The sequence below is a fragment of the Stenotrophomonas sp. STEN014 genome, from assembly GCF_056760315.1.
Genome location: NZ_JBRREN010000001.1, coordinates 63,185 through 76,447, shown reverse-complemented (window position 1 = coordinate 76,447; position 13,263 = coordinate 63,185). Strand labels below are relative to the sequence as shown.

11 protein-coding genes are annotated in these 13,263 nt (G+C 69.2%); 3 read left to right on the top strand and 8 right to left on the bottom strand.

What is annotated here, in order from left to right; genetic code table 11:
- Positions 1 to 16: 16 nt before the first annotated feature.
- Together ACVOMC_RS00310 and ACVOMC_RS00305 are read right to left on the bottom strand one after the other, a co-directional pair.
- Entirely contained in the window at positions 17 to 415 is a 399-nt protein-coding gene (locus ACVOMC_RS00310; protein WP_481522388.1) for a hypothetical protein, read from the bottom strand.
- 86 nt (positions 416 to 501) lie between these two features.
- Complete coding sequence (locus ACVOMC_RS00305) at positions 502 to 2,634, bottom strand: TonB-dependent receptor family protein (protein ID WP_481522387.1); 2,133 nt, start codon at positions 2,632 to 2,634, stop codon at positions 502 to 504.
- A 175-nt stretch (positions 2,635 to 2,809) separates the two neighbouring features.
- On the opposite strand from ACVOMC_RS00305, the gene ACVOMC_RS00300 reads away from it, so the two are divergent.
- Positions 2,810 to 4,012, top strand: coding sequence for an amino acid aminotransferase (locus ACVOMC_RS00300; RefSeq protein ID WP_481522386.1), 1,203 nt, complete (start codon positions 2,810 to 2,812; stop codon positions 4,010 to 4,012).
- 139 nt (positions 4,013 to 4,151) lie between these two features.
- Here the strand turns inward: ACVOMC_RS00300 and ACVOMC_RS00295 are convergent, their stop codons facing one another.
- Positions 4,152 to 5,384, bottom strand: coding sequence for an MgtC/SapB family protein (locus ACVOMC_RS00295; RefSeq protein WP_481522385.1), 1,233 nt, complete (start codon positions 5,382 to 5,384; stop codon positions 4,152 to 4,154).
- Between the two features lie 168 nt (positions 5,385 to 5,552).
- Here ACVOMC_RS00295 and ACVOMC_RS00290 point away from each other — a divergent pair, with 168 nt between their 5' ends.
- Positions 5,553 to 6,563, top strand: a complete 1,011-nt coding sequence (locus ACVOMC_RS00290; RefSeq protein ID WP_481522384.1) for a class 1 fructose-bisphosphatase — start codon at positions 5,553 to 5,555, stop codon at positions 6,561 to 6,563.
- A 69-nt stretch (positions 6,564 to 6,632) separates the two neighbouring features.
- Here ACVOMC_RS00290 and ACVOMC_RS00285 read toward each other — a convergent pair whose 3' ends face one another.
- The 5 genes from ACVOMC_RS00285 to ACVOMC_RS00265 form a co-directional block, all read right to left on the bottom strand.
- Positions 6,633 to 7,730: a PA0069 family radical SAM protein gene (locus tag ACVOMC_RS00285; RefSeq protein ID WP_481522383.1), complete on the bottom strand. Its 1,098-nt coding sequence runs from the start codon at positions 7,728 to 7,730 to the stop codon at positions 6,633 to 6,635.
- A gap of 64 nt (positions 7,731 to 7,794) precedes the next feature.
- Entirely contained in the window at positions 7,795 to 8,808 is a 1,014-nt protein-coding gene (locus tag ACVOMC_RS00280) for an HlyD family secretion protein (RefSeq protein WP_481522382.1), read from the bottom strand.
- 12 nt (positions 8,809 to 8,820) lie between these two features.
- Positions 8,821 to 9,030 (bottom strand): DUF1656 domain-containing protein, encoded by a 210-nt coding sequence (locus ACVOMC_RS00275; protein ID WP_054660780.1) that lies wholly within the window; start codon positions 9,028 to 9,030, stop codon positions 8,821 to 8,823.
- Positions 9,020 to 11,182: an FUSC family protein gene (locus ACVOMC_RS00270; protein WP_481522381.1), complete on the bottom strand. Its 2,163-nt coding sequence runs from the start codon at positions 11,180 to 11,182 to the stop codon at positions 9,020 to 9,022. Before ACVOMC_RS00270 ends, ACVOMC_RS00275 begins: the two co-directional genes overlap by 11 nt.
- Positions 11,179 to 11,694, bottom strand: coding sequence for a MarR family winged helix-turn-helix transcriptional regulator (locus ACVOMC_RS00265; RefSeq protein ID WP_481522380.1), 516 nt, complete (start codon positions 11,692 to 11,694; stop codon positions 11,179 to 11,181). The genes ACVOMC_RS00270 and ACVOMC_RS00265 overlap by 4 nt, the downstream gene beginning before the upstream one ends.
- A gap of 86 nt (positions 11,695 to 11,780) precedes the next feature.
- On the opposite strand from ACVOMC_RS00265, the gene cls reads away from it, so the two are divergent.
- On the top strand, positions 11,781 to 13,241 hold the full coding sequence (gene cls, locus ACVOMC_RS00260) for a cardiolipin synthase (protein WP_481522379.1): 1,461 nt from the start codon (positions 11,781 to 11,783) through the stop codon (positions 13,239 to 13,241).
- Positions 13,242 to 13,263: the final 22 nt, after the last annotated feature.

Sequence of the window (13,263 nt, the reverse complement as noted above, 5' to 3'; positions counted from 1 at the left end):
GCGCCTCCTGCGCCGGTTACAGCGGACGGCTGTGGACCGCGGCCGCCGGCATGCGGTCCAGGGCCAGCCACGCGTCCTCGATCACCGCCCGGGCCTGGTCCCACTTCAAGCGCGATTCGCCGCGCGCCTGCTCCCAGTACGCGGCCAGTTCGGCCTCGGTGTCCCCGGTGCCGCGCGGCCAGTCGGCGGCATGGCTGGCCAGCGCGAAGGCATAGGCCGGATAGACATCCCGCCAGCGGGTGAATCCTTGGCGGCGGCGTTTGGCGTAGTCGGCCAGGCTGTATTGCAGGAAGTCCTGCGCCACCTCGTCGGCATCGGCCGCGCGGCGTTTGAAAACACCGCGGCGTATCGCCCCCAGATGGGCATTGAACAGCCGGGGGGCGGAGCGGTGTTCCGGATGCTCTGGACGGTACATGGCACGAACCTCCCTGCGGGGTGGACACAGTTACCGCCACCGCCGTCAGCGGGTCGTGATCGCACCGTTACCCGGAGGTGAGCTGTTCACCGCTGCCGCGTCCACTGCCATTGCACGCCTACCGTGACGCTGCGGTCCGGGCCAGGCTCGTAGTAGCGCTGGTTGCCGTCGTTGACGATGACCGAGCCGATGTGGCGCTGGTCCAGCACATTGTCCAGCCGTGCGAACGCGCGCAGCGGGCCGTGCGGGGTGGACCACTGCCGGGCCGCCTCCAGGTTCACCAGAGCGTAGCCGGGCGCGCGCGCATCGCCCCGATCGTCGACGCCGAGGTCACTGGCGGCAACCAGTTCGGCCGCCCAGTGCCAGGTCCCCGGTTGCCACTGCCAGCGCGCGGACAGCTGCTGGCGCGGCACGCCCGGCAGGCGGGTTCCCGCGGCGACGCGGTTGCGCGGCGTGGTGCATGGCGCCGGCACGCCGGTGCAGGTCAAATAGCCCTCGCGCACCGTGGCCTGCAGCCAGGTCGCGGCCAGTTGCAGTTCCTGCGCTGCGCCGACCGGCTGGCGCCAGTCCAGCTCCACGCCCTGGCGGCGGGTGGCGCCGATATTGCGGTAGCTGCTGCGGCCGCCCACATTGGCCGCCACCGCCAGTTCGTCCTCGGTGTCGGCACGGAACAGCGCCAGTTCCAGCCGCGCCCCGCTGTGCCCGTGCCATTTGCCGCCCAGCTCGTAGCTGCGGCTGCGCGCCGCGGCCAGATCCAGCGCCAGCCCGGCACCGCCATCGGCGCGGTAGCCCAGCTCGTTGAAGGTCGGGGTCTCGAAGCCATGCCCGGCCGAGGCATACAGCCGCAGGGCGTCCGTGGCGCGGAACACCAGCCCGGCCACCGGCGTGGTCGCCGCATAGTCGCGCTGGCCGCTGTCGTCGGGGTTGGCCGCGGTGCGGTAGTGGTCACGCGAGGCGAACCGCACCCGGCTGTGGCGCGCGCCCAGCAATGCCGACCCGCGCGGACTGAACTGCCACCACGCCTGCGCGAACTGGTCGATATTCCGCACCCGGTCATGCTGATCGCGGCGCAGCCGCCCCTTGATCCCCACGGTGTCGCCGACAAAGTTCTCGTAGCCGGTCCGGTGCTGGCGCTGGCGGTCGGCATTGGCGCCCACCACCAGGTCCAGCGGCTGCCCGGCCAGCGTGCCCTGCCAGGCCCAGCGCGCGTCCAGGCCGCCGTAACCGCTGTCCAGATCGATCACCCCGCCCGCGTGCAGCGGGCTGTTCTGCGGCCCCGGCGGAATGGCCAGGAACTGCTCGACCGCGCGCTGCCCGGCATAGCCCATCAGCCGCCAGGTCTGCCGCCCGCGCTCACGCGTGTAGACCAGGCCGGCCTGCTGCTGGGCGACCGATTTGCGGGTGTTGTACTGGCGCGCCACCGCCGTGGCCTGGCGCGGGTTCTCGCGCACCTGCGCCGCGCTCAGGCCCAGCGGATCCTGCGCGTGCGGTGCCTCCAGCGCGTTGAACAGCAGCGCCAGGCGCTGGCCGGGGGCCAGATCGAAATCCAGCCGGGTATTGAGCGATTCGCGCCGCGCGGCGCTGTGCTGGCGCCAGCCCGCGGTGGAAAAGTGGTTGGCGGCCACGTTGTAGTGCATCGCCGCGGCCTGGCCCTTGAGCTGCACGCCGCTGCTGGACGTGGCATGGGCGCCATAGCTGCTGCGCAGCCGCCACGGATCACCGGGCTGGCCTTCTGCGCTCCACAGCTGCAACACGCCGCCGGAGGCGTTGCCATACAGCGCCGAGAACGGCCCGCGCAGCACCTCCACGCGCTCGGCACCGAGCAGGTTGAAATGCGACAGCTGGCCCTGGCCGTCGGGCATCGTCGCCGGCACCCCGTCGACCAGCAGCCGCACGCCGCGCACACCGAAGCTCGAACGCGCGCCAAAGCCACGGATCGACAGCTGCGTGTCTTGGGCCAGGTTCTGCCGTTCGCGCGCCAGCAGGCCGGGCACCCCGGCCAGCACTTCGGAAAGCAGCGCGCCCCGGCCGTTGTGGTTGCTGTCCACGTTCACCGTGGTGATGGCCGCCGGCAGTTCGACATCGGCCAGCGCCCGCACCCGGGCCGCCTGCACCTGCACGCGGTCCAGCGTCTGCGCTTCCGGCGCGGGCTCTTGCGCGGCGGCGGGCAGGGCCGCGAGCAGCCCGGAAAACAGGAAAAAACGCTTACATGCCGTCATCGCGCAATGATCGCCGATCCGGCACGGCGGCGGCAGCGCCGCGGAAGCGGAAGTTCCAGCTGAAACCCTGCCGTCAGCGGCTTCCAGCCCTGTTACGATGACGCGGTTCTGGCTGCCACTGCATGCTTTCGCGCCGGACCGCCCCCACTTCCCGCCACTTGATACGAGTACCGCCGTGTCCTTCTTTGCAACTGTGGAACAGGTTCCTGGCGACCCGATTCTGGGTCTGACCGACGCTTACAACGCCGATACCCGCCCGACCAAGGTCAACCTGGGCGTGGGCATCTACTACGACGAGAGCGGCCGTATTCCGCTGCTGCGCGCGGTCAAACAGATCGAACAGCAGCTGGCCGCCGAGGCCAAACCGCGCGGCTACCTGCCGATCGACGGCCTGGCCGCCTATACCTCGGCCACCCGCGAGCTGGTGTTCGGCAAGGACTCGGAACTGGTTGCCGCCGGCCGCGTCGCCACCACCCAGACCGTGGGCGGTTCGGGCGCGCTGCGCGTGGGCGCCGAGCTGCTGGCCCACACGCTGCCGCACGCCACCGTGGCCATCTCCAACCCGAGCTGGGAAAACCACCGTGCGGTGTTCACCGCGGCCGGTTTCAAGGTGGTCGATTACACCTACTTCGACGCCGCCCGCCACGGCCTGGACTTCGACGGCATGCTCGCCGACCTGGGCAGGCTGGCACCGGGCACCACGGTGCTGCTGCACGCCTGCTGCCACAATCCGACCGGCGCGGACCTGACCGAGGCGCAGTGGAAGCAGGTCGCCGCGCTGCTGAAGGAACGCCAGCTGTTCCCGTTCATCGACATGGCCTACCAGGGCTTTGACAAGGGCATCGCCGAGGACGGCGTGGCCGTGCGCATCGTCGCCGAGGCCGGCATCGACAGCTTCATCGTCGCCAACTCCTACTCCAAGTCGTTCTCGCTGTACGGCGAGCGCGTGGGCGCGCTGTCGGTGGTCGCGGCCGACGCCGCGCAGTCCAAGGCGGTGCAGTCGCACATCAAGCGCATCATCCGCACCATCTACTCCAGCCCGTCCACCCACGGTGCCGCGCTGGTGGCCGGGGTGCTGGGCAGCACCGAGCTGCGCGCGATGTGGGAAGAGGAACTGGGCCAGATGCGCACCCGCATCCACGCCCTGCGCGCCGGACTGGTGGCCAAACTGGCCGAACTGGGCGCACCGGAGTTCGCCTTCATCCAGCAGCAGGCCGGCATGTTCTCCTACTCGGGGCTGAGCCGCGCGCAGGTGGATACGCTGCGGGACGAGTACGGCATCTACGCCGTCGGCACCGGCCGCATCTGCGTGGCCGCACTGAACCAAGGCAACCTGGATTACGTGGCCAAGGCCGTGTGCGCGGTCAGCCGCGGCTGAGCACCGGCCATGCGCCAGTGACACAAAAAGCCCGGGGAAACCCGGGCTTTTTTGGTCTCCCGGCGGGCGTCACGCCCGAGGTCCGCAGCCCGGACAAGCCGGAGGCCGGGAACCGGCGCCTGTCCGTTTTCCCGCCGTCTCATCCCGTCCCCCAAGCCACCAGCGCCGCCCCGATCACCATCCCGCCCAGGCCGGCGCTGACGATGCCGCCATAGCGGGCCCCGCCACTGAGAAAGGCCAGCACCGACTTGGCCAGCGACGCCGACGCCAGCAGGGCGATCACCCCCCAGCGCGCCTTGCCCAGCTCCAGGCCACCGGAGGCGGTGAGGCTGGCGATGCTGGCCGCCGCCGCGTGCAGTTCGGCCAGCCCCGCCACCGTCGCCCCCACCAGCGCGCCGGCCTGCCCGAATACCCGGCGCAGCCCTTCAGACAGCAACAGCACCGCTGCGATGGCCACGGCGATCATCAGCGCGTGCTGCAACTGGAACGCCTTGGCGGTGGAGGTTTCCGGAACCGATTCATCCGGCACATGGCGCAGACCCAGCGCCGCAAAACCCAGCAGCACCAGCGCCGCGGTCAGCAGCGGCCAGGCACTGGCCTGCAACAGCGCAGGCGAGGTGGTACCGAGAATCGCGGCGAACAGCAGCAGCGAAGCCAGATTGGCCAGCAGCGCGGCCGATGCCGAGGGTGCCACCAGCATCGGTGAGGCACGGCTGCTGCGACCGAATCCGGCCACCGACGCGGTGGAGGACGCGAAGCCGGAAAGGAAACCGGCCACCGGCAGGCCCCAGCGCGCGCCCACCGCACGCAACCCGACATGGCCCAGCATTCCGGTGCCCATCACCAGCACGACGATCTGCCAGAGCTTGTACGGCACCAGCACTGCCCAGGGGTCCACCGCTGTCACCGGCAACATCGGCAGCACCACAAGCGCGCAGGCTGCCAGCAGCAGGGCATCGCGCATCTCCTGGTCGCTGATCAGCTCGCGGCTGAAACGTGCCAGCGGTGCCTTGGCCCACAGCAGGATCGCCACCACCACCCCCAGCGCGGCGGCCAGCGCGCGCTGTTGCAACGCCAATCCGCCCAGCAGCACGGTGGTCAGCATGGTGATCTCCCCCGTCAGGCCCGGGTCGTCGGCGGACGTGGCGCGGTAGCTGGTCCATGCCAGTGCCGCGGCGGCCAGCAGCGCCACCAGGAAAGCCGGCGGACCGAGCAGCATGGCCACTGTCCCCATCAGCGCCAGCAACGCATGGGTACGTACCCCCGCCTGCAGCGGGCGGCCGTTGCCATGCTGACGCTCGCGCACCGCGCCGATCAGCAGCCCGATACCCAGTGCCGACAGCAGCCCCTGTGTCACCTGATTCCAGTCCATGCCACTCCCCTTGCAGGTCCTGCCATGGTACGAGCCCTGTGGATAAAGCCAATGGCCGGCGCGCGGGTCGATCCTGTCCACAAACGGACATGGCATGACCGCTGGCTCGAAAAAAACAGCCCGACCCACGACAATGGCGCTCCTTTCGCCTGAAGGTGGTCCTTGCCCATGTCCCGCACGTCGTTGACCCGCTTCCTGATTGAAGAGCAGCACGCCCAGCGCATCAATGCCGACCTGCGCCAGCTGGTGGCGGTGGTGGCCCGCGCCTGCACCAGCATCTCGATCGCGGTGAGCAAGGGCGCCCTGGGCGGCGTGCTCGGCGATGCCGGTACCGGCAACGTGCAGGGCGAGGCGCAAAAGAAGCTGGACGTGATTTCCAACGAGATCCTGCTCGAAGCCAATGCCTGGGGCGGTCACCTGGCGGCGTGCGCCTCGGAGGAGATGGATCACAGCCAGCGGGTGCCCTCGGAATATCCACAGGGCGACTTCCTGCTGCTGTTCGATCCGCTGGACGGCAGCTCCAACATCGACGTGAACGTGTCCGTCGGCACCATTTTCTCGGTGCTGCGGGCACCGGAGGGTGTGGATAACCCTGGGGATGAACATTTCCTGCAGGCCGGCACCCGGCAGGTCGCGGCCGGCTACTGCATCTACGGACCGAGCACGATGCTGGTGCTGACCGTGGGCCACGGCACCCATGCCTTCACCCTGGACCGCGAAACCGGCGAGTTCGTGCTGACCCAGCGTGGCATGCAGATCCCGGCCGACACCCAGGAGTTCGCCATCAACATGTCCAACCAGCGCCACTGGGAGGCGCCGATGCAGGCCTATGTGACCGACCTGCTGGCCGGCAAGGACGGCGTGCGCGGCAAGAACTTCAACATGCGCTGGATCGCCTCGATGGTCGCCGACGTGCACCGCATCCTCACCCGCGGCGGCATCTTCATCTACCCGTGGGACAGGAAGGACCCGAGCAAGGCCGGCAAGCTGCGCCTGATGTACGAGGCCAACCCGATGGCGTTGCTGGTCGAGCAGGCCGGCGGCGCCGCCACCAATGGCCGTGAGCGCATCCTCGATATCGCCCCGGAGCAGCTGCACCAGCGCGTGCCGGTGTTCCTGGGCTCCAAACACGAAGTGGCCGAAGCCACCCGTTACCACCGCGAGCACGACGCCAGGTAATCCCGATTGCCGGCCACTGTGCGCCCGCGGCCACCGGCAACGTTCCGGTGGCCGTTTTCTTTGCCGCGCTCAGAACAGCTCGCCCTGCGGTGAGGGCTTCTTCGGCGGCAGCGGCGCGGTGAACTTGCCGCAGTCCAGCGCCGGCCATTGCTGGCGCGAGGCATGGAAGCCCAGCCGCTTGCTGGCCAGCTTGAAACGGTTGGCCAGCAGCTCGGCGTAGGCGCCCTGGCCGCGCATGCGCGTACCGAACCGGCTGTCGTAGTCCTTGCCGCCGCGCAGCTGGTTGATGGTGCTCATCACGTGCTCGGCGCGCTGTGGATAATGTGCCTGCAGCCAGTCGCGGAACAGCGGCGCCACCTCATAGGGCAGGCGCAGCAGCACGTAGCCGGCACTGCCGGCACCGGCCCCGCGCGCGGCCTCCAGCACCGCTTCCAGTTCGGCGTCATTGATCCACGGAATCACCGGCGCCACCATCACGCCCACCGGAATACCGGCCTCGCTCAGGCGGCGCATCGCGCGCAACCGGGCATGGGGGGCCGAGGCGCGCGGTTCGAGCTTGGCCGACAGGTGCGGGTCCAGCGAGGTCACCGAGAAGTGCACGCTGACCAGCTGCTGCGCGGCCAGTGGCGCCAGCAGATCGATGTCGCGCTCGACCAGCGCGTTCTTGGTGATCAGCGAAAACGGATGCCTGGTTTCGGCCAGCACCTCGATCAGCTGGCGGGTGATGCCAAGCTTGCGTTCGATCGGCTGGTAGGCATCGGTGTTGATGCCCAGCGCGATCGGCTGCGGCACGTAGCCCGGTTTGGCCAGTTCGCGCCGCAGCACCTCGGCGGCGTTGGTCTTGGCGAAGAGCTTGGTTTCGAAATCCAGGCCGGGGGACAAGTTGAGGTAGGCGTGGCTGGGCCGGGCGAAACAGTACGAGCAGCCGTGCTCGCAGCCGCGGTACGGATTGACCGACTGGCTGAAACCCACGTCCGGCGAGGTGTTGCGGCTGATGATGCTGCGCGCGATTTCCGGACGCACATCGGTACGCAGCCGTGGCGCGGCGAACTCCTCGCTCTCATCGGCCGACCAGCCGTCGTCGACGGCTTCGGCAATCCGGGTTTCGAAACGGCCGGCAAGGTGGCTGGTCGCACCGCGGCCTTTGATGGGGGTGGGTGTAGGCATGCGCCTACGCTAGCGCGCGGCCGTCGCAGCGGGCGCGACGGTCCGTATTCAGCGCCCGCGCGCTTCAGCCGGGCTTGTGCTTTGTGTCCACGCCCTGGATCACCAGCGTGGCGCTCATCCCGGCGCTGAGCACCGCGCCCTCGGGCACCGAACGCGGATCGATGCTGACCCGCACCGGCACGCGCTGGGCCAGCCGCACCCAGTTGAAGGTGGGCTCGACCTCGGCCAGCAGGTTGCTGCCGGTCGGGCCGGCCGCATCGGCGATGCCGGTGGCGATGCCTTCGACGGTGCCGCGCAGGTGCACGCCGCCGGCCATCAGGCGGATATCCACCGCATCGCCGCGATGGATCTTGGGCAGCTTGGTTTCCTCGAAGTAGCCGTAGACCCACAGGCCTTCACTGGCCACCAGCGCCATGCGCGGAACACCGGCGGCGGCATAGTCGCCCACCCGCACGTCCAGATTGGTGATGCTGCCGTCGGCGCTGGCCCGCACCTGCGTGCGCGCCAGGTCCAGCCGTGCACGCTCCAGGGCGACCTGGGCCTGCTGCAATGCGGCCACGGCCTGCTGGCGGCTGGCGCTGGCGGCATGGGTCCCGGCCTGGGCCTGTTTCCAGCTGGCCTGCGCGGCCTGGGCCAGGGCACGGGCGTCGGCCTGTGCTTCGCGCGAGACCACGCCGTCGAGCCGGGCACGACGCTGCGCCTGTTCCTGCCGCATCAGGTACTCGGCCTGGCTGGCGCTGGCCCCGGCCGCGGCGGCCGAGATGCTGGCGCCGGCGGCACGCGCGGCGGCTTCGGCGGCGCGCAGGTCGGCTTCGGCCTGGGCCACGGCCAGCTGGTAGCGCTGCGGATCGACCACGAACAGCAGCTCGCCTTTTTTCACCGGCTGGTTGTCCCGCACCGCGACTTCGGTGACCAGGCCGGACACGTCCGGCGCGATGCGCACCACTTCGGCCCGCAGGCGCGCATCGCGCGTCCACGGCGAGAGCATGTACTGGTGCCAGACCACGTAGGCCATCACTGCAGCCAGCAGCACAACCACGCAGGTGACACCGCCTCGGATCAGGCTGGCGGTCTTCATCGGGAACCTCGGTCAGGAAAAGGGGGGAAGAAACAGCAACAGCGCCGCGCAGTAGAGGCTGGCAAACAGCGCCACCCGTACCAGCGACGGATGCAGCGCGCGGCGATACAGGCCAACCCGGCCCAGCCCGAAATCGAGCAGGCCAAACACCGGCAACAACAGCACCACCAGCACCAGCGCACCGGGGAAGTAGATGTCGCCGATGGAAACTTCATACGGCATGGCGGGCCTCCTTCAGGCGGTGGTGGCGGCGCGAACGTTGCACGTAGGCGGCCAGCACGGTGGCGCTGTCTTCCAGGCTCATCTGCAGCAGCAAGAGGTGCTCGCGCACGCGGCGCAATGGCTGCGGTTGCGGGCCGGACAGTCCGCCCAGTGCCGCCTGCACACTGTCCTGGGCCGCCTGCAGGGTCTGCGCGCGCGGCGTGCGGTACAACTGGCCGAGGCGGGCCAGCGCCTGGCCGATCTGCCGTTGCAGGGCCGGCGGCAATGATTGTTCGGCCAGGTCATGCCGCAGGTCGATCGCACTGTGGCCGGCCTCGTGCACCAGCAGCGCCCATTCGAACAGCTGCCGCGAGGCGCGGCTGCCCGGGGTAGTACGGCTGGCCACCTGCTGGAACAGCTCGCGGCTGACGCTCTCGAACTTCGGCAGCAGGCCGGGCAGCGGCGCGCTCACCGCCAGCTGCACCTGCGCGCGCAGCCGTTCGAGCAGACGCCGCTGGCGCTGTTTGCCGCCCGGCAACCCCGGCACCAGCATGAACACCGCCATCGCCACGCACGCGCCGATGGCCAGCGTCAGCGAGTTGTCCAGATAGGCCTGCGCACTGGGGTGGAACGACGGTCCCAGGTTCCACGAGACCAGGATGCCGACATTGAGCGCCATGCCGGTCACCGCAAACCGGGGGCGGGTGGAGATGTACAGCGCGGCGATCATCGTCGGCAGGGTGACCGCCACCAGCATCGGGAAATCGGTCGCCAGCGCCATCGCGATGAAGCCGGGCAGGGCGAAGAACGGTGCCACCAGATGACCGAGGGTGGCCCGCCGTACCACCCACAGCGGATCCGGGGCGGCCGAGGCCATCGCCACCAGCGCGGACACGCCGAACACCGCCAGCCCGCCCTGGTTCCAGCTGCTGCACAACCACAGCAACGACAGCGCCAGCATCACCCCGAAGCAGCGCGTGGCCGCCAGGGCAATCGCGTACCCGTCCTGGGCACGGGTGAAGCGCACCTTGGACAGCCGCGGCGCACGCGCGCGCAACGCGCCCTTGCCGCGTTCCATCCGCGCCTTGGCCTGCACATAGGCATGCAGCTCCTCGGCGAAGCGGCGTACCAGCAGCGCGCTGGCATCAAAGCCGTCCGCGCGTGCGGGCGACAGCTGCCGCCGCTGTTGCGCCAATGCGCCTTCCAGCTGTTGGCCCCAGTGACGCAGGCGCGTGGCCAGTGCAAGCCGGTCGCCGCGCAGCGTCGGGTCCTCCAGCAGCAACGGCAGCGGCTGCAGCACGCTGCGCACCGCGGCGACCACCTCGTCCTCGCCGCGACGCCGCATTCGGTCCATGTGGTGGTGCAGCGCCTGGAACCGCGAGGTCGCGGCCATGAAGTGCTGGTTGATCAGCTTGAGCTGGCCGTTGCGGCTGCGCAGGATCGGATCGTCGAAATACGCGGTGGCCCGCAGCTCCTCGAACTGCAGCGCGCCCTGCACCACGCGGCTCTGGGTGCGTTCGATCACCTCGAAACCCTGCAGCCGCCCGCCGATCGCACCGGCAACGAAATCCAGGAAGTCGTTGAGGTTGCCGTCATCGGCCGCGCGCAGGCCGGCGCGCAGGCGGTTGGGCCACAGCACGTCGAACACGATACTGGTCACCGCCATGCCCAGCAGCACTTCACCGGTGCGTTCCAGCGCGCTGTTGAGGATGTGCTGGGGCTGGTGGATCACCGGCAGCATGATCATCGCCACCGTGTAGCCGGCCAACACGAAGCCATAGGAGGCCATGCCGCGGCTCCACACCGAGCCGCCGGCACAGAAGCCGGCCCACAGCGCCATCACCGTCACCAGCATCACCGGGCTCTGCGGAAACAGCGCCACGATCAGCACCGCCATCGCACAGCCGACCACGGTGCCGAGCCCGCGATAGAACGCCTTGGCCAGGACCATGCCGGTATTGCGGTTCATCACCACCAGCACGGTGATCATCGCCGTGCCCGGCGAACTCATCCCCAGCCGCATCGCGATCCAGCCGGACAGGTACAGGGCCACCAGCACCTTGCCGATGTAGGCCCAGACCGCCCCCTCGCCGGTCATGGCGTGGCGCAGCGTGCCGGTCCAGCGGGACAGCTTCCCGGCACCCGGCGCGCACTCAGCCGGATGCGTACTCATGCCCGGGTTTCCAGCCCCACCAGCACCCGCGTGAGCAGGGCTTCCATCTGCTGCAGCTCCTGTGCTTCCACTCCGCTGAAGAAGCGCTGCAGCTGCGCGATCACCGCCGGCATCACGGTTTCGATCAGCTGCTCGCCGGCGGCGGTAAGCCGCACCACCAGCTTGCGGCGGTCTTCCCCGCTGGGTTCACGGCTGACCAGGCCCTTGGCCAGCAGCTGGTCGATCAGGCGGGTGACGTTGGAGGACTTTTCGCTGGCGGCCTCGCTGATCTGCGACGGACTCAGGCCCGCTTCGGAGCCGTCGAGCATCATCAGCACGTTGTACTCGGGATGGCTGATGCCGTAATCGCGCAACAAGGCGTTGCCGTGATCGCAGAACAGCTTGTGCACCAGCTTGACCAGCCGCGCCAGCATGGCCTGGTCACGGGGAAAGCCGGGATGGCGAGCGCTGCTGATCGCCAGCTTCTCATCGATGCTGGCGTAGCCGCTGGCCGCCGGGAGCTGTTTATTCATCCCGGTATATTACACTTGTGTACAAATTGACGCAACGCAACATCAACTCCCCGCGCGCGCCTCCCGCCCGCGGCTAGAATCGGCCCATGCGCCAAACCCTCCAAGAGCTGTGGACAAGCCTGTCGAGCATTCCCCACTGGGGGCAGATCCTGGCGGTGGCCTATGTGGCCTATCTGCTGGTGCTGGCCGGCTACATCGTGCTGCAGAAGCGCGAGCCGGTCGCGACGCTGAGCTGGATCCTGTCGCTGGCGGCGCTGCCATACATCGGCCTGTTCGTGTTCTACCTGTTCGGTCCGCAGAAGATCGTGCGCCAGCGCCTGCGCCGCGGCCGTTCACGCGCGGGCATGGGCACCTACGAGGCGGTCTGTCCGCCCGATACCCGCTGCACCGAACTGGCGCGGGTAGGGCAGGCGACCACCGGGCTGGCGCCAAGCACCGCGACCGCGGTGGACTGGCTGGTGGATGGCGCGGCGACCTATGCGGCGATCCTGGCCGCCATCGGCGACGCCCGCCGCCATGTGAATCTGGAGTACTACATCTTCGAGCCCGACCACGCCGGCACCGCGATGCGCGATGCGCTGGTCGCGCGCGCCCGCGCCGGGGTCAAGGTACGGCTGCTGCTCGACGCGGTGGGTTCCTCGAAGATCCGGCGCCGCTTCCTGCAACCGCTGCTGGACGCTGGCGGCGAGGTGGCCTGGTTCCATCCGCGGCAGCTGCTCAAGCCGTTCAAACGGCCATGGCTGAACCTGCGCACCCACCGCAAGCTGGTGGTGGTCGATGGCGAGATCGCCTTCACCGGCGGCATCAACGTCACCGACGAGGAGGACGACAGCCGCAATGCCAACGCCTACCGTGACCTGCACATGCGCATCCGCGGCCATGTTGTCCACAGCCTGCAGCTGGTGTTTCTGGAGGACTGGATCTACGCCACCGACCAGGCGCCGGAACGCTTCGAGCGCGGCGACCTGTTCCCAGCCACGGTGCCGGCCCGCGAGTGCGGCCAGATCAACGCGCAGGTGCTGGTGTCCGGGCCGGATTCGGCCTGGGAGGCGATCCACCGCCTGCATGTGGCCGCCATCCAGGAAGCCAAGCGGCGCGTGTGGCTGGTGACGCCGTACTTTGTGCCGGGCGAGGCCGCGCGCATGGCGCTGACCTCGGCCGCACTCGGCGGGCTGGATACCCGGCTGATGGTGCCCAAGCTCAGCGACTCGCGATTCGTCACCTTTGCCGCGCGTTCCTATTTCGACGAGCTGCTCGAAGCGGGGGTGCGCATCTACGAGTACGGCCCGCGCATGCTGCACAGCAAGGCCTTCATCGCCGATGACAGCACCTGCATCGTCGGCACCGCCAATTTCGACCATCGCAGTTTCCGCCTGAATTTCGAGCTGTCGATGATGTACAGCGACCGCCAGCTGACCGCCGAACTGGACGCCATCCTGCAAGCCGAGTTCGACCGTGCCGTCGAGGTGCAGCCCAACCGCAGCCGTTCGCTGTGGCGCCAGCGTCTGCCCGAAGCATTCGCACGGCTGGCGTCCCCCTTGCTCTGATACGCGACGGCGGCACGTGGAA